An 18,816-nucleotide genomic window follows, 5' to 3' on the forward strand; every position below is an offset into this window, starting at 1 on the left:
CCCTCGCATGCCGGATCTTGCAGACGCCATCAACCTCGCCGCGCCGGTTTCAGACCGACGCTTTGACGGCGAGGACATGGAGGATTTCCACATCGGCGAGGTGGAGTTTCGCTCCTGCCGGTTTTCCAATTGCAACTTCAACCAGGCGACCATACGCAGCACGAAATTCATCAATTGCAGCTTCGATCATTGCACTTTCAAAGAAGCGACCTTTTCGGATTGCCTGTTTTGCGAGGGCGAGACGGCCACGACCTGGCGCTATTGCGATCTGTCAAAGGCCGAGTTCCACAAGTGCAATCTCAGCCTGAATACGATGACCGGCTGCGACGCCTATCTTCTGGCCATGACCGAGTGTTCGGCAGCCGGCATCAAGCTCGATCTCAATACGCAACGCAAGATCCGCACACAGGTTATGGTCGGCGGCGTCCGCTTTCTGAAGTGCAAGCTGCAATATGCTGACTTTGCGCCAGCCGATTATCAGGAGAGCCTGTTCGAAAGTTCGGATCTGCGCGATGCCACGCTTGCCGGATGCAATTTGCGCGATGTCAGTTTTCGCGGATCGAGCCTCAACAATATCGATCTTTCTGGCGCAACGCTCGACCACGCCAATTTATCGCATGCCACCTTCGACCAACTGGATCTGGCCGGGATGGCCTCGTTTCATGCCGCAACGGTGACGCGCGACCAGCATGAGGCACTTCTGTCTTCGCTAGGGTTGCTGACGGCAGACTGAGGAACCAACTGCCGTCATGAAACCGGTCAGGCGACGGCCTTCTCCAGATTGGCCCCGCCCGCATCGGTCAGCAGAAACGCTTCGCCGCAATCCTTGGCAAGCGCGCGCACGCGGCCGATATAGCTCTGGCGCTCGGTGACCGAAATCACCCCGCGCGCATCGAGGAGATTGAAGATGTGGCTCGCCTTGATGCACTGGTCATAGGCCGGGAAGACGCATTTATGCAGACGCTGATTGGCATTGTCACCCGGCGCGCCGGCGGCAAGCAGCGCCTTGCATTCCTGTTCGGCATCGATGAAGTGCCGGTGCAGCATATCGGTATTGGCGAATTCGAAATTGTGGCGGGAATATTCCTGCTCGGCCTGCAGGAAGACATCGCCATAGGAGATCTTCTCCTCGCCTTCACGACCATTGAAGTTGAGGTCGTAGACATTGTCGACGCCCTGCACATACATGGCCAGACGCTCCAGACCATAGGTCAGTTCGCCGGCGACCGGCGAGCATTCGATGCCGCAGACCTGCTGGAAATAGGTGAACTGGCTGACTTCCATGCCGTCGCACCAGCATTCCCAGCCAAGACCCCAGGCGCCAAGCGTCGGGCTTTCCCAGTCGTCTTCCACAAAGCGCACATCATGCAGCAGCGGATCGAGGCCGATGGCGGAAAGCGAACCGAGATAAAGCTCTTGAAGGTTGGACGGGTTCGGCTTCAGGATGACCTGATACTGGTAATAATGCTGCAAGCGGTTGGGGTTTTCACCATAGCGACCATCCGACGGACGGCGCGAGGGCTGTACATAGGCGGCCTTCCACGGCTTCGGACCGAGCGCGCGAAGCGTCGTTGCCGGATGAAACGTGCCGGCGCCCACTTCCATGTCATAGGGTTGCAGCACGGCGCAGCCCTTATCGGCCCAATAGGCGTGCAGCGTCAGGATCAGCGCCTGGAAGGAGCGCTTCGGGTCCATATGCGGGGCGAGGGTCTCGGTCATGGGATGTCCGGCTGTTATATGAAACGTGGGCCGTCTGGTGCCACGACGCGCCGGAAGGGTCAAGTCTGGCGCGCAAGCTGCATGAGGTCGCCGTGGCCAGGCGACAGGCGGTTCGCCCACCCTATTCCTCGTTACGTCTCACACGGTATTCGCCGGTCTTTTCGTCCTTGATCAGGGTTCCCACGGCGCCGGTTTCGCGCTCGCGCGCCTCAGCACGGCGGCGCTGCGCCAGCTTTTGCGCATCGGCCACGAATTTCCGGTAGAGATACCACCCCCCGCCAACCAGAACGGCGAGGAACAGAATTTGCGCCATGGAATGTCATCCCTTTGTCAGTCAGAGCCCGTAACGGCTCCACAATGCCCGCTCTTCCAGCGAGGCGGCAAGCCCTGAAACGGCAGAGGCCGCCAGTTGCGGGGCGTCATCCCCTTGAAATGCCGAAAATACGCCGGGAATGCGGCGACCGAACAGGCCACGTGCGCCGCCGATCAGTTCCAGCTTCGTTTTCGGGCCATAGCGGCGCTTCAGCACTTCGCGCATTTCGCCGATACCATCGACGAGACCGAGATCGACGCCGCGAACACCCGTCCAGAACAGGCCGGAAAAGATTGTTGCATCATCGGCCAGCCGCTCGCCGCGCCGCAGCTTCACCATATCGATGAAGACCTTGTGGATCTCGAGCTGCAGCGTCTTTAAATATTCGATATCGCCTTCCTTTTCCGGCTGGAAGGGATCGAGGATCGCCTTGTTTTCACCGGCCGTATAGACGCGACGCTCGACGCCGATCTTCTTTAATAGTTCAGGAAAGCCAAAGCCGCCGGACACGACACCGATCGAGCCGACAATCGAGGTCGGATCAACGAGGATCTCATCGCCGGCAAGCGCGATCATGTAACCGCCGGAGGCCGCCACATCTTCGACGAAGACGAGGACGCGCTTGTTGTTTTCCTCGGCCAGTGCCCGGATGCGCTGGTAGATCAGCCGTGACTGCACCGGCGAGCCGCCGGGCGAATTGACGGAAATGGCAACGACCGGCGCATCTTTCTTCGCAAAGGCCTTTTCCAGCATGGGTGCGACGCCAGCAAGGTTCAGCGCCGGGCGAAACTGGCTGCCGCCGGTCATGATCGCCCCCTGCAACCGCACCACGGGGATCGTCAGCCCCTCCTTGCGGAAGCGCTTCGGCAAAAACCGCGTCAACAAACCAGCCATGTCTTCTCCTGCCTTCGTCATTTCTGACTGTGATGTATGCAGTGGAATGGCCGACGCAATGGTTGAAGGGCGGAAATCGCGCGTCATTCACTGACAATTCAACGGGAACTCACGGGCCGGCTGCGTCGATAGGCGCTGCGCCCATTGTTGAGATCATCAACCTGTGGGGTAAAAGCGTGCCCGTCTTCACCATGCATGAAAAGCGGGCTGCGCCAGCACAGCCTGGCGCGCGAGCCCTTGATGGCCGTGACCAGCAAGCGAATGGCATCTTCGGCCGGGCGCGGATGGATGGCCGTCAGCTCGATGCCGCCGAAGCGGCGACCGCAGGCCGCAATGATATCGGCGACCGATTGCGGCCGGGCAATCAGCGACAGCTGGCCGCCCGGCACGAGAATGGCATTGGCGGTGCGCAGCCAGCCGTCAAACAGGCCCTCGGTCATGGCATGGGCTTCCGCCTTCAGGGCATCCGGTGTCTTGCGGTCGCGTTCATCATTGAAGGGCGGGTTCATGATGACGTGATCGAAATAATCATCGGGCAGGCCCGCCTCCACCCGCGCCTTGCCGCGCAGCGTCACATCCGCCTCGATGACCGTGGCACGCGGCGCCAGATGCGCGTTGTCCGCCAGGTCCAGCGTGCGGCGGGCAAACTGCGCCATCCGGGCGGAACGCTCGACCAGCGTTACCTGTGCAAGGGCCAGGCGGTTTGCCACGGCAAGCCCTGCGGCGCCGGCGCCGGCGCCAAGATCTGCGACGCGCATGCCGTCCTTGCCAGAGGCCACCAGAGAGGCAAGCAGCATGGCATCCATGCCGGCCCGGTGGCCGCCATTTTTCGGCTGCACGAGGTGAAAGCCGCCGCGATGGAAGGCATCGATGGTCTCGGCCGTCTCTTGGGTTTCGGGCATCTCCCGCATCTCAGTCATCGCGGTCCTTCAACTCGTCCGACAGGCCGGCATCCGTGAGAAGCCGGCGTGCTTCCTCCAGCCGATCCGTTTCCACCAGCAGCCGGCGCGGCAGAAGACCGAGCGAACCTTCCAGAATGCTCATGGATTGATCGGCGATCAGCGTGTGGATGCCGACATCGTGAAGCAGGCTTGTCGCAAAGGACAGGACAACCGCGTCATTGGTGCGGATCAGTTCTTTCATGCGTCAAACTACCTCAATAATGGGTCATACACGGTTTTGGCACTTGCCGGACCTCATCCCCCTTTCTATGGTTCGGCGCAAAATTTGAACAGGAGGCCAATTCATTGGGCGTCGTTATTCCGCTCGAAGAGGGCAAAAACAAGCAGGCTTCGGTCAAGCCGCTGGTCGATCTGACAAAGGCGGATATGGACCGGGTCAACCAGTTGATCCTGTCCAAGGCCGGTTCCGATGTACAGATGATCCCGGAAGTGGCCAATCACCTGATCTCGTCGGGCGGCAAGCGTCTGCGTCCCATGCTGACCCTCGCATCCGCGCAGATGTTCGGCTATGAGGGCGAAAACCACATCAAGCTGTCGACCAGCGTCGAATTCATGCACACGGCAACGCTTCTGCATGACGATGTGGTGGATGAAAGCGACCTGCGGCGCGGCCGTTCCACGGCGCGCATGATCTGGGGCAACCAGGCCAGCGTTCTGGTGGGCGATTTCCTGCTCGGCCAGGCCTTCAAGATGATGGTCGAAGTCGGCTCGCTCGATGCGCTGGACGTGCTGGCGACGGCCGCTGCCGTGATTGCCGAGGGCGAGGTTCTACAGCTTTCCGTGGCCAAGAACATGGAAACGACGGAAGACGATTATCTCTCCGTCATCCGTGCAAAGACGGCAGCGCTGTTTGCCGCAGCCGCCGAAGTTGGCCCGATCATTGCCAATACCGACCGGGCAAGCCGCAGCGCGCTCAAATCCTACGGCATGAACCTTGGCCTTGCCTTCCAGCTGGTCGATGATGCGCTGGATTATGGTGGCAAGGCTGCGGATCTGGGCAAGAATGTCGGTGATGATTTCCGCGAGGGCAAGATCACGCTGCCGGTCATCCTGTCCTACCGGCGTGGCACGCCGGAGGATCGCGCGTTCTGGAAGATGGCGATCGAACAGGGCGAAAGCAGCGACGAGAATCTTGAACGGGCACTTGGCCTGATTGCCAGGAACAATGGCCTGAAAGATACGATTGCGCGCGCCAAGCACTATGGCACGATTGCGCGCGATGCGCTGTCGCCGCTTCCCGCCTCCGCGCATAAGGACGCGCTGATGGAAGTGATCGATTTCTGCATTGAGCGCGTAAACTGATAGACCGGTAGTGGTGGCGGGCAGCAACAGGCGTTGCGTGTTCTCAACCGTCGAGATTCTTGCGGACCTGCTTCAAAAAAGCCATTCTGTCATGAATCATCGGCTGACGATTCATGGCGGCCACAGGGCCGCCTACAGGTTTTCATGAAAGGCACCTTCATGCGGCAGAAATTTGCCCATCGTCTGCTCTCCGGCGTGGCCTTGGGTGCTGCGCTCCTCATGGCGACGGGAGCGCCGCACGGGGCACAGGCGCAAGACCAGCCGGTGGTGGAAACCCCAGCCTTTTCGCCCGACAGTGTCAACACGTTCTCGGGTGCGTTTCTGGCCGCCCGCACCGCCGATGTCGACCATGATTACCCGACAGCGATCGCGCTCTACCAGAAGGCGCTCGATCTCGAGCCCGCCAATCTCGACATTCGCGAACGGCTGATGATCTCGCTTCTGATGAACGGCCAGTTCGACGAAAGCCTGAAGCATGTCGATGCGCTGAAGGAAGACGATGCGGTGGAGCGCGTGACGACCATCGTTCGCGGTCTCGATGCCATCCGCAAGGGCTCCTATGGCGATGCGGAAAAGATCCTCACCTACAAGGGGGTCAACGATCTCGACCGGTTGACGCATGTACTGTTGTCCGGCTGGGCCAAAGTCGGCGCCGGCAAGGGGCCGGAAGCCATCAAGCTGGTGAAGGGGCTGAAAGGTCCCGGCTGGTTCAAGGTATTTACGGAATATCATCTGGGCGCCATGGCGCTGGTGACCGGCGATGTGGCCACCGCACGCACACACCTGACCGCGGCCATTACCAGCGAGGAAGGTGTGGCGACCACGCCCGATACCTTCATGCGCGCCGTGATGGCGCTGGCAAGGCTGGAAGCGAGCCAGGGCAACAAGCAAAAGGCGCTGGATGCCATTGCCGTGGCTGAGCGGTTGATCAGCAATTACGCGCCCTTGAAGGCGCTGCGCCAGGACATCGAAAAGGGCGAAAAGCCCGAGCAGCAGGTGACGACGGCCACCGAAGGGGCAGCCTCCGTGCTGTTTTCCATCGGCAGCGCGCTGAACCGTCAGGGCGCCGAGGAAATGGTGTCGCTTTACCTGCAGATCTCGCATGCGCTGGACCCGAAAAGCGCCGACACGATCATTCTTCTGGGCGGCATTGCCGAAAAGCTGGAACAGCCCAAGCAGGCGATCGAACTCTATGGCCGGGTGCCGGAAGGTTCGCCCATGCGGCGCATTTCCGAACTTCAGCTGGGCCTGACACTGGCGCAGACCGGCGACGTGGCCGGCGCGCGCGAGCACCTGAAGGCGCTGCTGGACTCCGATCCGAGCGATATCCGCACCTATATCGCCTATGGCAGCGTGCTTTCGGATGCCAAGGACTTTGCCGAAATGGCCAAGACCTATGACAAGGCCGTGGACGTGATCGGCCCCGTGCCGCGCCCGACCGACTGGTCCGTCTTCTTCCAGCGCGGCATTGCCTATGAGCGCCTGAAGGAATGGGACAAGGCCGAGCCGAACTTCAAGAAGGCGCTGGAGCTGAACCCCGACCAGCCGCAGGTGCTGAACTATCTCGGCTATTCCTGGGTGGACATGAACCGCAACCTTGCCGAAGGCATGGACCTGATTCGCAAGGCGGTGGAGCTGCGCCCGGATGACGGCTATATCGTCGATTCGCTCGGCTGGGCCTATTATCGCCTTGGCCAGTATGAGGAGGCGGTGACAGAGCTGGAACGTGCCGTGCAGCTGCGCGCCGGCGATGCGGCCATCAACGACCATCTGGGCGATGCCTATTGGCGCGTCGGGCGCAAGCTGGAAGCCGGTTTCCAATGGCAGCGGGCGCTGACCATGAAGCCTGAACTGAGCGAGATCCCGAAGATCGAGAAAAAGATCCGCGAAGGCATGACGGAGGCAGCGCCGCCACCGGTGCAGGCAGCCGCCGCAACCCCGGCCATGACTGCGCCAGCGGTGAGCGATGCGGTAAAGCCGCCGGTTGCTGGCGAAACGCCGGCTGCAGCAAAACCGGACAAGCCGGCGAGCTATATCGTCATCAAGGGCGATACGCTGCGCAAGATCGCCACGGATGTTCTGGGCGATGGTGAGCGCATTCAGGACCTGATCAATGTCAATCCGGAGCTGAAGCGCAATCCGAACCGGCTCTATCCCGGCCAGGTGCTGGAACTTCCAGGCCCCAGCAACTGAGGCATGCGCGAGCGCATAACAGAGACCGCACGCGCAAAGCTTAATCTTGCGCTCCATGTGACCGGGCGGCGGGCAGATGGCTATCATCTGCTCGACAGCCTTGTGACATTTGCCAGCCATGGCGACAGGCTGCAGTTTGTGCCCGCCGCCGAGGATGATTTCATCCTGGAAGGCCGCTTTGCCCCGGAGCTTTCCACCGACGCAGACAATCTCGTGCTTCAGGCACGCGACAGCCTGCGCCATGCGCTCACGCAAAGCGGTCAGCCTGCACCACCGGTGCGCATCACGCTGTCAAAGGATCTGCCGATCGCCTCCGGCATTGGCGGAGGCTCAGCGGACGCCGCTGCCACGCTGCGTGGCCTGATGCGCCTCTGGCAGGTGCAGCTTGATGATGATCATCTGGCAGCACTTGCCCTGTCGCTTGGCGCCGATGTGCCCATGTGCCTTGTCAGCCGCCCCGCCATGGCGCGTGGCATTGGCGAAGACCTGACGCCGGCGACCGCCCTGCCTGCCCTTTCCATCGTCATGCTCAATCCGCTGATCGGCGTTTCGACACCGGAGATCTTCCGGCGGCTCACGCGGCGCGACCATCCGCCCGTGCCGGCTTTGCCGCAAAAGGGCGGCGACTGGATCACCTTCCTGCAGGACCTGCGCAATGATCTGGAACCGGCGGCGCGGGCTCAGGTGCCGCAGATCGGCGAGTTCTGCGACGCCCTCACCGCGCATGGCGCGCAGCTTGCCCGCATGTCCGGCTCCGGCGCCACCTGTTTCGGCATATTCGACGATACCCATGCGGCAAAGCGCGCAGCGACAGAACTGGCCATTGTCTATCCTGATGCCTATATCCAGCCGACAGAGACGGTGGCAGGAGACAGTTGATGACCCGGATAGACGAGACGCGCACCTTCATACCGGTTGGCATCGCCGTGCTGACCGTATCGGACACGCGGACGCTGGCCGATGACCGATCCGGCGACACGCTGGTGCAGCGCATTGCCGAGGCAGGCCATAGCCTGATTGCCCGCGCCATCGTGGCCGATGACAGAGCGGCGATCTATGACCAGGTGCGCAACTGGACGCTGTCCGACGAGATTGACGTGGTGATCACCACCGGCGGGACCGGCTTTACCGGCCGCGATGTGACTCCCGAGGCGCTGGAACCGCTGTTTGAAAAGCGCATGGACGGGTTTTCGGCCCTGTTCCACCGGATTTCCTATAAGAAGATCGGTACTTCGACCATCCAGTCGCGCGCGACCGGCGGCGTGGCCAATGCGACCTTCATCTTCGTGCTGCCGGGCTCTCCTGGCGCCTGCAAGGATGCCTGGGACGAGATATTGCGCCCGCAGCTCGATTACCGGCACATGCCCTGCAATTTCGTGGAAATCATGCCCCGGCTCGACGAGCACCTGCGGCGTGGCGGCAAGGCCTGACGACAGACCACATCCCGAAACTCAACCGCGCATGGCCCAGGCCGGCACGATCTCACTGATCAGCCGGTGGGCCTTCTGGCCGCGCGCCAGATCCGCAAGCCCCATGCCGGAGCGGGCCTGCGCCTGCGCGTGGACCTTGGGCACGATGAGGCCATGTTCCAGCGGTGGCGGCGGGCGGATGAACCGCTTCATGAGTGACGGACGGTAATTGCGCGAGGGCGAAAACCGGGCCGGATGACGGGTGAGCGCAATATGCTCGGCCACTTCCTCCACCCAGCCGATCTGTGGGCGCGCGCCAGGCTCTATCAGCAGCAGCCATTCGCCGCGCGCGGCGCGCAGCACATCTTCGATATTCCAATCCTGATGAAAACGGCAGCCGGCCGAATCCGCCACCCGCAGAGACGCATCCTGCGAATTGTGATCGAGCACGCCGACATCGCTGACGAGACCTTCCACGGCGCCGGCAACCAGCACAGACAGCGTCTGGGCCAGTTCGGATTCCTGGTCTCTGCATTCCATGAGGACAGTGAGCATTCGCCAGCAATACCGCATTGCAAAAGGAATTGCCACAAAGCTGTCACACAGATTTTGTTCTTGCATTGTTCTCATTCCCACTGTAGGAATTGAACCACGGTGAACGGGGAGTTCATCGCCCCAGGAGTTTCCCATGAACGAGCTGTCCCAGTTGCGGCAGGACGCATTTGCGCCTGCTCATACGGCTGATATTGCCGACGCCCTGGTGCAAACCTCCGGGCTTCGCATAGAGGTGGATCGTCGGCGCGGACGCGGCGCGGCCCTCAACCCCAGCGGCCGTTTCGAGACGGAACGCCGCGAAGCCTTTGACGATGGCTGGCAGACGCTGGAGGAACTGGAACCGTTCAGGACGGAAGTTACAATCGAAAAGCCGAAGACGGCGATTACCCGCAACGAATCTCCCGATATTCCCTTCGACCGTTCGGTGAATGCCTACCGCGGCTGTGAGCATGGCTGCATCTACTGCTTCGCCCGCCCGACGCACAGTTTCATGGGGCTTTCGGCGGGGCTGGATTTCGAAACCAGACTGTTTGCCAAGCCCGATGCGCCAAGACTTCTGGAGCGCGAATTGAGCAAGGCGGATTACAAGGTACGCACGCTGGCACTCGGCACCAATACCGACCCCTATCAGCCGATCGAGCGTGACTGGCGCATCACCCGGCAGCTGCTCGAGGTTCTGGCGAAAGCCAATCATCCGGTGATGATCGTCACCAAGTCGTCGCTGGTGACGCGCGACATCGATATTCTGAGCGACATGGCGGCCAAGGGTCTGGCCAAGGTGGCGCTATCGGTGACGACACTCGACCGCAAGCTTGCCCGCAGCATGGAGCCGCGCGCCTCGACGCCCTCCAAGCGGCTGGAGGCGGTAAAGAGGCTGACGGATGCCGGCATTCCGACCAGTGTGCTGGTGGCACCTGTCATCCCTGCCTTGAACGATCACGAGATCGAACGCATCCTTGATGCGGCAAAGGCGGCCGGTGCCACAGAGGCAAGCTATGTGCTCCTGCGCCTGCCGCTGGAGGTGAGCCCGCTGTTTCGCGACTGGCTGCTGCGCAATTATCCGGATCGCTATCGGCATGTGATGTCGCTGGTGCGCTCCATGCGGGGCGGCAAGGATTATGACGCGGAATTCGGCAAGCGCATGAAGGGCGCCGGCCCCTATGCCTGGCAGATTTCACGGCGCTTCGAGCTTGCCACCAAGCGGCTTGGTCTGGGTCGCCGTGGCGTGCAATTGCGTGACGATCTGTTTCTGCCGCCGGCGGGCAGCGGCGTGCAGCTGTCGCTGCTGTAGAGCATAGCGTTTTATCAAAGTTTCGACACGAGCGCCGCCTCACGCCGTGTCGGATACCCCCGGCTCCGCCCTTTCCCCTTGGGCGGACGACAAGCGATGCCGCACTCAGCGCTTTGCCGGGGCTTGCAGGAGATCGGGTGTGCGTGCGAGTTTCAGCCGCATGTCACAGAGCACGCCACCCGATTCTCCCAAACTCTTCGATGCCATGCCGCTGAAGCCGGATTTCAGCCTGGAGCTTGCCGCCCAAAGCGCCGGCCATTGGCCGGTTGCAGGCACCGACGAGGCAGGCCGGGGGCCGCTTGCCGGTCCTGTGGTTGCCTGCGCCGTCATTCTTGATCCGGACCATATTCCAGCCGGCCTCAACGATTCCAAGAAACTCTCGTTGAAACAGCGCGAACGCCTGTTTGAGGAGATCATGGCAACCGCGCATGTCTCGATTGCCAGTTCCGGCCCCCGGTTGATCGACGAGAAGAACATCCTGCGCGCCAGTCTCGATGCCATGCGCCGCGCCGTGCTCGGCCTGCCGATTGCCGCCGGCTACGTGCTGACCGATGGACGCGATATACCGCCCGGCCTTTCCTGCGGGGCAAAGGCCGTCATCAAGGGCGATTCACGCTCGGTCTCGATTGCCGCCGCCTCGATCATCGCCAAGGTCAGTCGCGACCGGATGATGAACCGCGCCGGTCTTCTCTATCCGGCCTATGGCTTTGAAAGCCATGCCGGCTATGGCACGGCACAGCATCGCAGCGCCATTGAGAGCCACGGCCCCTGCCCCCTGCACCGCATGAGCTTTCGGCCACTGCGCAAGGATTGACACCTGGCATCGAAAAAGGTGCTGGCGCGCGATCACGTGTAGCGCAAAATGCAAAAAGGCCGGACAGGCCGGCCTTTTCGAAAATCATTGGGAAACAGTTTCTCAGTTCAGACGGGTCTTGACCTGCTCTATCGCATTGCTGAACAGAACGGTCTGTGTCGAGGCGTCCGACTTTGCTGCAATCAGCTTTTCGGCTGCTGCAATCGCAAGATCCACGGCGGCAGCACGCACGGCGCCGATCGCATCGGCTTCCGCCTGACGGATCTTCTGTTCCGACAGCGCATTGCGGCGCGTGACGAATTCCTCGGTCTTCTGGCGGGCGTCTTCCGTCAGCATGGCCGCTTCGCGTTCCGCAGCAGCCACGATGGCAGCAGCTTCCGCTTCGGCTTCCTTGCGCTTGCGCTGGTACTCGGCCAGCAGCGCCTGAGCTTCCTCGCGCAGGCGCTTTGCCTGTTCCAGCTCGTCGCGGATATTGTCGGCGCGATTATCGAGCGCCGTCGCCATCATGCCCGGAACCTTGAGATAGGCCAGAAGCGCGAAGAACAGGATAAGCCCGACAAGGGCAAAGAAAGTTGCGTCAAATGCCATGCTGATCAAGCCTCCACTTTGGCAGCGGAGACCGCAGCCCGGACGTCATCGGCGGATGCCTTGGCCCCGATCAGTTGATCGACGATGGCAGAAGTTGCCTCTTCGGCAATCGCACCGACTTCACCAAAGGCCTGCGCCTTGATGTCACCGATGCGCTGCTCGGCGGCGGCAATCTTGGCAACCAGTTCCGCCTCAATGGCGGTGCGGTCGGCGGCGGCCTTGGCCTTGGCGGCTTCACGCGCGCCTTCGGCAATCGCGCTGCCCTTGACACGGGCGGCCGCGAGTTCCTTTTCATAGGTCTCGACGGCGGCGTCAGCTTCTGCCTTCAGGCGCGACGCTTCATCGAGATCCTGCGCGATCCGGTCATGGCGATGCTCGAGAATGCCACCAACACGCGGCACGATCACCTTCTGCATGACCCAGTAGAAGACAGCGAATGTGATGACGAGCCAGAGAACCTGCGATGCGTAGGTCGAGCTATCGAAAGGCGGAAAAACGCCAGTGGCATGATCGTCGTGCGCCACACCGGTTTCAGTATGGGTTTGGCCAGCCGGCTGCGTGCCTGCTGCTGCATTCGTATCGCCATTGGCCGGCGCGCCTTGCGCGAATGCCGGTGTCACGAACATCATCACCTCCAGGGGTATTCAAATACGAAGGATCACGGCGCGCTGTATTTCGAGCGGCCGTGATCCGAACTCCAGGCCGTTATTAGACGGCGAACAGGAGGAGAAGAGCTACGAGCAGCGAGAAGATGCCCAGAGCTTCGGTAACGGCGAAGCCGAATACCAGACGGCCGAACTGGCTGTCAGCGGCAGACGGGTTGCGCAGTGCGCCGGTGAGGTAATCACCAAAGATGCGGCCGAGTGCGAGGGAGGTACCAGCCATGCCGAGGCATGCGAGACCCGCGCCGATGAACTTTGCTGCTTCCGCTTCCATATGGATACTCCTTCGAAATGGTTGTTGCGGTAGTTGAGGACCCAGCGCTGCCGGGACCCGCGACTATATTCTCAGTGACCACCATGCACGGCGTCATTCAGGTACATGCATGTCAGTACCGCGAAGACATATGCCTGCAGGAAGGCAACGAGAAATTCGAGACCGGTCATGGCGACCGTCATCAAGAGCGGCAGGATTGCGCCGCCGATACCCAGAGCGCCCATGGCGCTCATGGAGGCGACGAAGCCTGCGAAAACCTTCAGCGTGATGTGACCGGCCAGCATATTGGCGAAAAGACGCACGGACAGGCTGATCGGACGCGACAGGAAGGAAATGATCTCGATGGAAGACACCAGCGGCAGCAGAACCTTGGGCACGCCGGAAGGCGCAAACACACTGAGGAAATGCAGGCCGTGCTTATAAAAACCGTAGATCACCACCGTCAGGATGACGAAGAGCGCCAGAACGAAGGTGACGATGATCTGGCTGGTGACCGTGAAGAAATAGGGGAACATGCCGAGCAGGTTCGCGGTCAACACGAACATGAACAGCGAAAACACCATGGGGAAGAATTTCATGCCCTGACTTCCGGCGCCTTCGCGCAGCATGGAGGCGATGAATTCATAGGACATTTCCGCGACAGACTGCATGCGGGTCGGGATCAGACCGCGGTTGGCCGTGGAAAGATAGAGGAAGCCGGCGGCGCAGGCGACCGTGGCAACCATGAACAGCGATGCGTTGGTGAACGAGAAGTCGATTCCACCGATTTCGATCGGTACGATCTTGAAGACCTGGAACTGATGTGTCGGGTCGTTGGCCACCGCTTTACCTTCTCTCTTCCTTACACCTGCCGCAATCGGCAGATTATCTCACCACGTCGTCTTAACTGCCGCCCTTGCCATCACCATCCCGGAAAGAACCGGGCTGGGCAACCATGCCCAGGGCACGCAGCACATTCAGCACACCGGCGCAGAAGCCAAGCAGGAGAAGAATGATCATCCCCCATGGCGTCGTACCGGCCAAGCGGTCGAGCAGATAGCCAAGCAAGGCACCAACGGCGATGGCCGCGATGAATTCCGAAGAAATCTTCAGTCCCAGAGCCATGCCCTTGCGGCTTGCTTCCGACTGTTCTTCCTTCGCCTTCTCCGCTGCCTCGCCCTTTTGCCTGACCGCCAACTGGTCGCTCAGGCGTTTGAGGCGCTGCTCAAGACTATCATCCCGGTCGTCCGTCATGTGCTTCTCCTGCGCTCCCAGTCGCCCGGCAAACCCGCCAGACCATTCTCGAAGCCTTGGAAATAGCGCCTTCCGGCCCGCTTTGAAGTCGGGCGCACCATAGTTTTGACCGCTTCCATAGTCAAGGCATGGCGCAAGCCTCGTCCAGAACTAATTAACCATGGAATTTCAGGTGTTTAGCCTGTGTGTAGACGAAGTCGTGAACGGTTTGCGAAGGAATCGCGACAATCCGCAGCCGCAGGTCGTGCCTTTGGCCAGGCTGACCTGACGCTAAAGTGTGCTCGTGCCTTGCGGATTCGGCTGTTTTCAACAACTCGGTTTCAGCTCCAGCCGCCACCATAGGTGCGGTAGAAAATGTGCAGGCCGATGCGTCCGACCTTCTTCATCGTCGGTGCCCAGTTGGGGCGTACATAGACGGCGTGGTAATGGGTGGCGGAGCCGACCTGATCCAGCCAGATCTTGCCAGCGGTGACGGCAAGGGCCACTTCGCGGGCCATCTTCCAGTGCTCTTCAGAGCGGATGCGGTCCTCGATATTGTCGCAGGCAAAGGAGAACTGGCAGCGGTTGCGCCAGTCTTCATTCTGGTAGACGACGCCGCAAATCGTATCAGGATAGGCCGGATTGCGCACCCGGTTTAGAATGACCTGCGCGACAGCCGCCTGTCCCTTGACCGATTCTCCACGCGCCTCGAAATAGATGCCGGAGGCAAGGCACTGCTGCTCGCGGGGCGAAAACACGCCGGGCGGCAAAGGCGTCGCGGCCCAGGCGTGATCCTTCGGGCCGATATGCGGCACGAAGCGGCCGGCATCCTTGTTCTCGGTCAAGATTGCATCGAACGGCGATTGGCGGGCAAAATCGGGCTTGGCCGGCGCATAGGCTGTGGCCAGCACATCCGCCTTGTCGTTCGTCACAAGGCTTGCGACCATGGGCGATAGATCGGCCTCCGGCATTTTCGGTTCTTCGCGGCGGAAGTAGAAGGCGGCAAGCTTGATCTCGTCGGCGGCCTTCGGCGCCTTGGCCAGCGCCACACGCTCTTCCTTGTCGCGCACGGGCGACAGGAGCGAACTGCTGCGTTCCAGCACCGAACCGGCACTGAAGGCCCTGGGAGGTTGCATCGGTTCAACGGCAATGACACGGCCCTTCTTGGCGCCGCGATTGACGCGGTTTTCGTCAGTCGTGTCTTCGCCGTGTTTTGCAGAGGCAAAGGCAATCTTGCGGCCATCGGGCAAGGTCATGCCGGCGCCGGCGGCAAGCTGATCCTCCCCATCGGGAAAGGCAAGTTCTGCTGCATGCAGCGATCCGGCCGGCGAATCGGTCATTACCATACGCCATTGCGAACCGGACCGGTCAAAGCCGGCCAGAAGATCAGCCAGGTCGCCCTGGGCCGGGATGGAGGGAAAGACAAGCCATGCGGCCAGGCCGAACAGGGTCGGAGATGCCCATTGATCGACAAACGACCATGGTCCACGCTTGATACTCTTCGAACGCAACACCGCAACTCCAACACGTCAAGTGGTCTGCGTGAAGGATCTAATATTAACCTAAATGGAGGGTTAACGCTGCAAAAGGCGTGGCACCAAGAGTAGCCAACCGGGTTGACGTTTGCGTGAGCGATGGCCGCCCTCCCCGTCGGGGTCGGGCGGCCATGCTGCACTCAGATGATCACATGCGAGCCGAGTTCGACGACGCGATTGGCCGGCAGGCGGAAATAGTCGGACGGATCGATTGCGGTATTGGCCAGCCCGATGAACAGCCGGTCCTGCCACATGGGCATTCCTGATTGGGCATCCGGCACCAGCTTGCGGCGTCCGAGATAGAAGGAAGTCGACATGATGTCGAACTTGAAGCCGCATTTGCGCAGATAACCGAGCGCCTGCGAGACATTCTGCGACTGCATGAAGCCGTAGCGCAGTTCGATGCGGGTGAAGCGCTCCGAAAGCTTTTCGACGGTGAAGGCATGTTCGGGCGATACGCGCGGCTTGTTGACCGTGCGGATCGTCAGGATGACATTGCGTTCATGCAGCACGTGATTGTGCTTGAGATTGTGCATCAGCGCTGCCGGTGCCGATTCCGGATCGGCCGTCAGGAAGATGGCGGTGCCCGGCACGCTGACCGGCGCATGGGCGCTTTTGGCATCGATGGATTTTTCGATCGAGGCGGCAAACACGTCGAGCGGCACATCGGTGCGGCGCGTCTTTTCCGACAGAATGGCGGTGCCGCGCTTCCAGGTCCACATGATAATGGTGAAGCCGGCCGCCATCAGCACCGGAACATAGCCGCCATCATGGATTTTCAGGAGATTGGCGCCCAGGAAAACCAGTTCCAGCGCCAGAAGCGGCAGAAGTGCGGCCAGCGCCACGGTCTTGGGCCAGCGCCAGCGCACGCGCACGAACTCGAACGCCATCAGCGTGGTCACGACCATGGCGCCGGTGACGGAAATGCCATAGGCGGTGGCCAGTGCATCCGAGGTTTCAAAGCCCAGAACCAGCGCCAGAACGCCAACGAGCAGAAGCGCATTGACCGAGGGTAGAAAAATCTGTCCGGTATTGGTTTCCGAGGTGAAGAGGATTTCCATGCGCGGCAGGTAACCGAGATGGATCGCCTGGCGCACCAACGAAAAGGCGCCGGTAATGACCGCCTGGCTGGCAATGATTGTGGCGGCTGTCGCAAGAATGACGATCGGCAGAAGCGCCCATTCCGGGAACATCAAGTAGAATGGATTTTCCATAGCCTCCGGATGCTTCATCACGAAGGCGCCCTGCCCCAGGTAATTGAGCGTCAGGGCCGGAAACACCAGCACGAACCAGGCCCACTGGATGGGACGCCGGCCAAAGTGGCCGAGATCGGCATACAGCGCCTCTGCGCCGGTCACGGTCAGGAAGACGGCGCCAAGCACGACGATGCCGATATAGCCCTCATTGAGCAGGAAGGTGACGGCATTGATCGGGTTGAAGGCGTAGAGAATGCTGTAATCATCCGAGATATGCGCGACGCCAGCCGCCCCCATGGCCAGGAACCAGACGGCGGTGATGGGGCCGAAATAGCGCGCGACGAGCTTGGTGCCCTGCGACTGGATGGCAAACAGGGCAATGAGAATGACGATGGCAATTGGCAGAACCGCGCTATTGAGCGCCGGCGTGACCAGCTTCAACCCCTCCACCGCCGAGAGAACCGAAAGTGCCGGCGTGATCATCGCATCGCCGAGAAAGAGTGCTGCGCCAATCAGACCGAAAATGATCAGCGTTGTGCGGTTGCCACCAGCCGTCTTCATCAGCATGGCCAGAAGCGACAGCGTGCCGCCTTCGCCGTGATTGTCGGCACGCAACAAAAAGAGGACATATTTGAGGGTAACGATGATCGTCAGTGTCCAGATCATCAGGGAGATGATGCCGATGATTTCCGCTTGCGTCACGCCGTCATGGGAGACCGGGCGCAGCGCCTCGCGAAAGGCATAGAGCGGGCTGGTACCGATATCGCCATAGACGACACCGACGGAACCGAGCGTCAGCCCGAGAAAATGCTTGAGGTTCTTGTTCTCGTGAACCTGTTCGTCATGTGCATGGGACATCGGGGACTCAGGCTCTCAGAGCCAGCCTTTCAATCGGAAAAAGAAAAAGGGCACGATAGCCGAGATGACCATGGCAACCAGCGCCATGGGATAGCCGATGGCCCAGCCAAGCTCCGGCATGAACTGGAAGTTCATGCCGTAGATCGAGGCGACCAGTGTCGGCGGCAGAAAGACGACAGAGGCAATCGAAAAGATCTTGATGATGGCATTCTGCTCGACATTGATAAGGCCGAGCGAGGCATCGAGCAGGAAGGTGATATTGGCGGCGATAAAGGAGGCATGTTCCGACAGCGTTGCCACATCACGAACCACCGTATTGCACAGGTTGCGCACACTATCATCTTCGTGCAGCGCAGGTGTGTTCATCAAAAAAGTCAAAAGCCGCGACAGCGAGCCGAGACTATCACGCACCTTGCCGACCAGCCGATGGCATTCGGCGATCTCAGCCAGCTTGCCTTCCAGGAATTTCGGCGGCCGCCGCTTTTCGCGGTCGTGGAAGATATCGGTCGACAGACGATCGACGCGAGCCACAGCAGATTCGAGAATCTCGGCGGTGCGATCGGCAATGGTTTCCAGGAGATGGGCCAGCAGCAGCGGCCCGGTGCGCACATCTTCCGGCACACGGCCCAAAGCGGCGATGAACAGGTGGAACGACTTCGGATCCGCATAGCGCACGGTCAACAGACAGTTGCGCGCCAGGATGAAGGCGACATCCGTCAACATCGGCGCTTTCGTCTCGGCTTTCCAGACGAGCGAGGCGGTCATGAAAACGGCGGAATGCTCGACATAAAGTCGGCTGGAAGGCTCGATGTCCTTCAGCTCGTCGCGCGTGGGAACGGATATGTCGAGCAGTGTCTCGACATAGACATCATCCATGTGTGTGGGATCGATCAGGTCGATCCAGACAATATCATCAGGAAGCGCCGACAAACGATCGTGCGGATCCAGAACGGTAACCGAGCCGTTGGCGCGATAGGCATTGATCAAGCGGCGTCTCCGTGCCGGTGCCCGATAAGCCGACACAATTCAACGTTAGGGC

The 18,816-nt window shown here is 60.7% G+C and carries 20 protein-coding genes and 1 pseudogene; 7 read left to right on the plus strand and 14 right to left on the minus strand.

The window, feature by feature from the left end; all coding sequences use genetic code 11:
- Positions 1-7 precede the first annotated feature (7 nt).
- Positions 8-733 carry a pentapeptide repeat-containing protein gene (locus tag E8M77_RS19865; protein ID WP_137132364.1) on the plus strand — a complete coding sequence of 242 codons (726 nt, stop codon included), beginning with the start codon at positions 8-10 and terminating at the stop codon, positions 731-733.
- A 26-nt stretch (positions 734-759) separates the two neighbouring features.
- On the opposite strand, the gene E8M77_RS19870 is transcribed toward E8M77_RS19865, so the two are convergent.
- From E8M77_RS19870 to E8M77_RS19890, 5 genes are all read right to left on the minus strand, one after another.
- A complete protein-coding gene (locus E8M77_RS19870) occupies positions 760-1,695 on the minus strand; it encodes a glycine--tRNA ligase subunit alpha (protein WP_137132579.1) in 936 nt (311 codons plus the stop codon).
- Positions 1,696-1,840: 145 nt separating this feature from the next.
- A complete protein-coding gene (locus E8M77_RS19875) occupies positions 1,841-2,032 on the minus strand; it encodes a hypothetical protein (protein WP_137132365.1) in 192 nt (63 codons plus the stop codon).
- A 21-nt stretch (positions 2,033-2,053) separates the two neighbouring features.
- Positions 2,054-2,926: a S49 family peptidase gene (locus E8M77_RS19880; protein WP_137132366.1), complete on the minus strand. Its 873-nt coding sequence runs from the start codon at positions 2,924-2,926 to the stop codon at positions 2,054-2,056.
- Between the two features lie 98 nt (positions 2,927-3,024).
- Positions 3,025-3,846: a tRNA1(Val) (adenine(37)-N6)-methyltransferase gene (locus E8M77_RS19885; protein WP_246659332.1), complete on the minus strand. Its 822-nt coding sequence runs from the start codon at positions 3,844-3,846 to the stop codon at positions 3,025-3,027.
- Entirely contained in the window at positions 3,839-4,069 is a 231-nt protein-coding gene (locus E8M77_RS19890; protein ID WP_137132367.1) for a DUF2007 domain-containing protein, read from the minus strand. The genes E8M77_RS19885 and E8M77_RS19890 overlap by 8 nt, the downstream gene beginning before the upstream one ends.
- 104 nt (positions 4,070-4,173) lie before the next feature.
- On the opposite strand from E8M77_RS19890, the gene E8M77_RS19895 reads away from it, so the two are divergent.
- The 4 genes from E8M77_RS19895 (at position 4,174) to moaB (ending at position 8,813) form a co-directional block, all read left to right on the plus strand.
- Positions 4,174-5,190, plus strand: a complete 1,017-nt coding sequence (locus E8M77_RS19895) for a polyprenyl synthetase family protein (RefSeq protein ID WP_137132368.1) — start codon at positions 4,174-4,176, stop codon at positions 5,188-5,190.
- A 159-nt stretch (positions 5,191-5,349) separates the two neighbouring features.
- Positions 5,350-7,383 carry a tetratricopeptide repeat protein gene (locus E8M77_RS19900; protein WP_170975943.1) on the plus strand — a complete coding sequence of 678 codons (2,034 nt, stop codon included), beginning with the start codon at positions 5,350-5,352 and terminating at the stop codon, positions 7,381-7,383.
- 3 nt (positions 7,384-7,386) lie between these two features.
- Complete coding sequence (locus tag E8M77_RS19905) at positions 7,387-8,262, plus strand: 4-(cytidine 5'-diphospho)-2-C-methyl-D-erythritol kinase (RefSeq protein WP_137132369.1); 876 nt, start codon at positions 7,387-7,389, stop codon at positions 8,260-8,262.
- On the plus strand, positions 8,262-8,813 hold the full coding sequence (moaB, locus tag E8M77_RS19910) for a molybdenum cofactor biosynthesis protein B (protein ID WP_137132370.1): 552 nt from the start codon (positions 8,262-8,264) through the stop codon (positions 8,811-8,813). Before E8M77_RS19905 ends, moaB begins: the two co-directional genes overlap by 1 nt.
- Before the next feature lie 21 nt (positions 8,814-8,834).
- Here moaB and E8M77_RS19915 read toward each other — a convergent pair whose 3' ends face one another.
- Entirely contained in the window at positions 8,835-9,347 is a 513-nt protein-coding gene (locus E8M77_RS19915; protein ID WP_137132371.1) for a glycosyl transferase, read from the minus strand.
- Positions 9,348-9,480: 133 nt separating this feature from the next.
- Here E8M77_RS19915 and E8M77_RS19920 point away from each other — a divergent pair, with 133 nt between their 5' ends.
- Together E8M77_RS19920 and E8M77_RS19925 are read left to right on the plus strand one after the other, a co-directional pair.
- Positions 9,481-10,638, plus strand: a complete 1,158-nt coding sequence (locus E8M77_RS19920; protein ID WP_137132372.1) for a PA0069 family radical SAM protein — start codon at positions 9,481-9,483, stop codon at positions 10,636-10,638.
- A gap of 160 nt (positions 10,639-10,798) precedes the next feature.
- Positions 10,799-11,452 carry a ribonuclease HII gene (locus E8M77_RS19925; RefSeq protein WP_137132581.1) on the plus strand — a complete coding sequence of 218 codons (654 nt, stop codon included), beginning with the start codon at positions 10,799-10,801 and terminating at the stop codon, positions 11,450-11,452.
- 102 nt (positions 11,453-11,554) lie between these two features.
- Here the strand turns inward: E8M77_RS19925 and E8M77_RS19930 are convergent, their stop codons facing one another.
- From E8M77_RS19930 to E8M77_RS19965, 8 genes and pseudogenes are all read right to left on the minus strand, one after another.
- A complete protein-coding gene (locus E8M77_RS19930; protein WP_137132373.1) occupies positions 11,555-12,040 on the minus strand; it encodes a F0F1 ATP synthase subunit B in 486 nt (161 codons plus the stop codon).
- A 5-nt stretch (positions 12,041-12,045) separates the two neighbouring features.
- Positions 12,046-12,669 carry a F0F1 ATP synthase subunit B gene (locus E8M77_RS19935; protein WP_170975944.1) on the minus strand — a complete coding sequence of 208 codons (624 nt, stop codon included), beginning with the start codon at positions 12,667-12,669 and terminating at the stop codon, positions 12,046-12,048.
- Positions 12,670-12,748: 79 nt separating this feature from the next.
- Positions 12,749-12,976: a F0F1 ATP synthase subunit C gene (locus E8M77_RS19940; RefSeq protein WP_137132375.1), complete on the minus strand. Its 228-nt coding sequence runs from the start codon at positions 12,974-12,976 to the stop codon at positions 12,749-12,751.
- Positions 12,977-13,047: 71 nt separating this feature from the next.
- Positions 13,048-13,797 (minus strand): F0F1 ATP synthase subunit A, encoded by a 750-nt coding sequence (locus E8M77_RS19945; RefSeq protein WP_137132376.1) that lies wholly within the window; start codon positions 13,795-13,797, stop codon positions 13,048-13,050.
- A gap of 61 nt (positions 13,798-13,858) precedes the next feature.
- Positions 13,859-14,209 (minus strand): AtpZ/AtpI family protein, encoded by a 351-nt coding sequence (locus E8M77_RS19950; RefSeq protein WP_137132377.1) that lies wholly within the window; start codon positions 14,207-14,209, stop codon positions 13,859-13,861.
- A gap of 320 nt (positions 14,210-14,529) precedes the next feature.
- A complete protein-coding gene (locus E8M77_RS19955; RefSeq protein WP_246659333.1) occupies positions 14,530-15,699 on the minus strand; it encodes a cell wall hydrolase in 1,170 nt (389 codons plus the stop codon).
- Positions 15,700-15,863: 164 nt separating this feature from the next.
- Positions 15,864-17,711: pseudogene (locus tag E8M77_RS19960) on the minus strand (potassium transporter Kup); the annotation flags it as partial.
- A gap of 81 nt (positions 17,712-17,792) precedes the next feature.
- On the minus strand, positions 17,793-18,725 hold the full coding sequence (locus E8M77_RS19965) for a magnesium transporter CorA family protein (protein ID WP_246659347.1): 933 nt from the start codon (positions 18,723-18,725) through the stop codon (positions 17,793-17,795).
- Between the last annotated feature and the right edge of the window lie 91 nt (positions 18,726-18,816).

The sequence above is a fragment of the Rhizobium sp. FY34 genome, assembly GCF_005222845.1.
Taxonomy (GTDB): domain Bacteria; phylum Pseudomonadota; class Alphaproteobacteria; order Rhizobiales; family Rhizobiaceae; genus Neorhizobium.

What these genes read in the sequence shown, in the direction of transcription:
- E8M77_RS19865 (WP_137132364.1), top strand. Translation starts at nt 8, where the DNA reads ATGCCGGATCTTGCAGACGCCATCAACCTCGCCGCGCCGGTTTCAGAC.
- E8M77_RS19870 (WP_137132579.1), bottom strand. Translation starts at nt 1,695, where the DNA reads ATGGACCCGAAGCGCTCCTTCCAGGCGCTGATCCTGACGCTGCACGCC.
- E8M77_RS19875 (WP_137132365.1), bottom strand. Translation starts at nt 2,032, where the DNA reads ATGGCGCAAATTCTGTTCCTCGCCGTTCTGGTTGGCGGGGGGTGGTAT.
- E8M77_RS19880 (WP_137132366.1), bottom strand. Translation starts at nt 2,926, where the DNA reads ATGGCTGGTTTGTTGACGCGGTTTTTGCCGAAGCGCTTCCGCAAGGAG.
- E8M77_RS19885 (WP_246659332.1), bottom strand. Translation starts at nt 3,846, where the DNA reads ATGACTGAGATGCGGGAGATGCCCGAAACCCAAGAGACGGCCGAGACC.
- E8M77_RS19890 (WP_137132367.1), bottom strand. Translation starts at nt 4,069, where the DNA reads ATGAAAGAACTGATCCGCACCAATGACGCGGTTGTCCTGTCCTTTGCG.
- E8M77_RS19900 (WP_170975943.1), top strand. Translation starts at nt 5,350, where the DNA reads ATGCGGCAGAAATTTGCCCATCGTCTGCTCTCCGGCGTGGCCTTGGGT.
- E8M77_RS19905 (WP_137132369.1), top strand. Translation starts at nt 7,387, where the DNA reads ATGCGCGAGCGCATAACAGAGACCGCACGCGCAAAGCTTAATCTTGCG.
- moaB (WP_137132370.1), top strand. Translation starts at nt 8,262, where the DNA reads ATGACCCGGATAGACGAGACGCGCACCTTCATACCGGTTGGCATCGCC.
- E8M77_RS19915 (WP_137132371.1), bottom strand. Translation starts at nt 9,347, where the DNA reads ATGCTCACTGTCCTCATGGAATGCAGAGACCAGGAATCCGAACTGGCC.
- E8M77_RS19920 (WP_137132372.1), top strand. Translation starts at nt 9,481, where the DNA reads ATGAACGAGCTGTCCCAGTTGCGGCAGGACGCATTTGCGCCTGCTCAT.
- E8M77_RS19925 (WP_137132581.1), top strand. Translation starts at nt 10,799, where the DNA reads ATGTCACAGAGCACGCCACCCGATTCTCCCAAACTCTTCGATGCCATG.
- E8M77_RS19930 (WP_137132373.1), bottom strand. Translation starts at nt 12,040, where the DNA reads ATGGCATTTGACGCAACTTTCTTTGCCCTTGTCGGGCTTATCCTGTTC.
- E8M77_RS19935 (WP_170975944.1), bottom strand. Translation starts at nt 12,669, where the DNA reads ATGATGTTCGTGACACCGGCATTCGCGCAAGGCGCGCCGGCCAATGGC.
- E8M77_RS19940 (WP_137132375.1), bottom strand. Translation starts at nt 12,976, where the DNA reads ATGGAAGCGGAAGCAGCAAAGTTCATCGGCGCGGGTCTCGCATGCCTC.
- E8M77_RS19950 (WP_137132377.1), bottom strand. Translation starts at nt 14,209, where the DNA reads ATGACGGACGACCGGGATGATAGTCTTGAGCAGCGCCTCAAACGCCTG.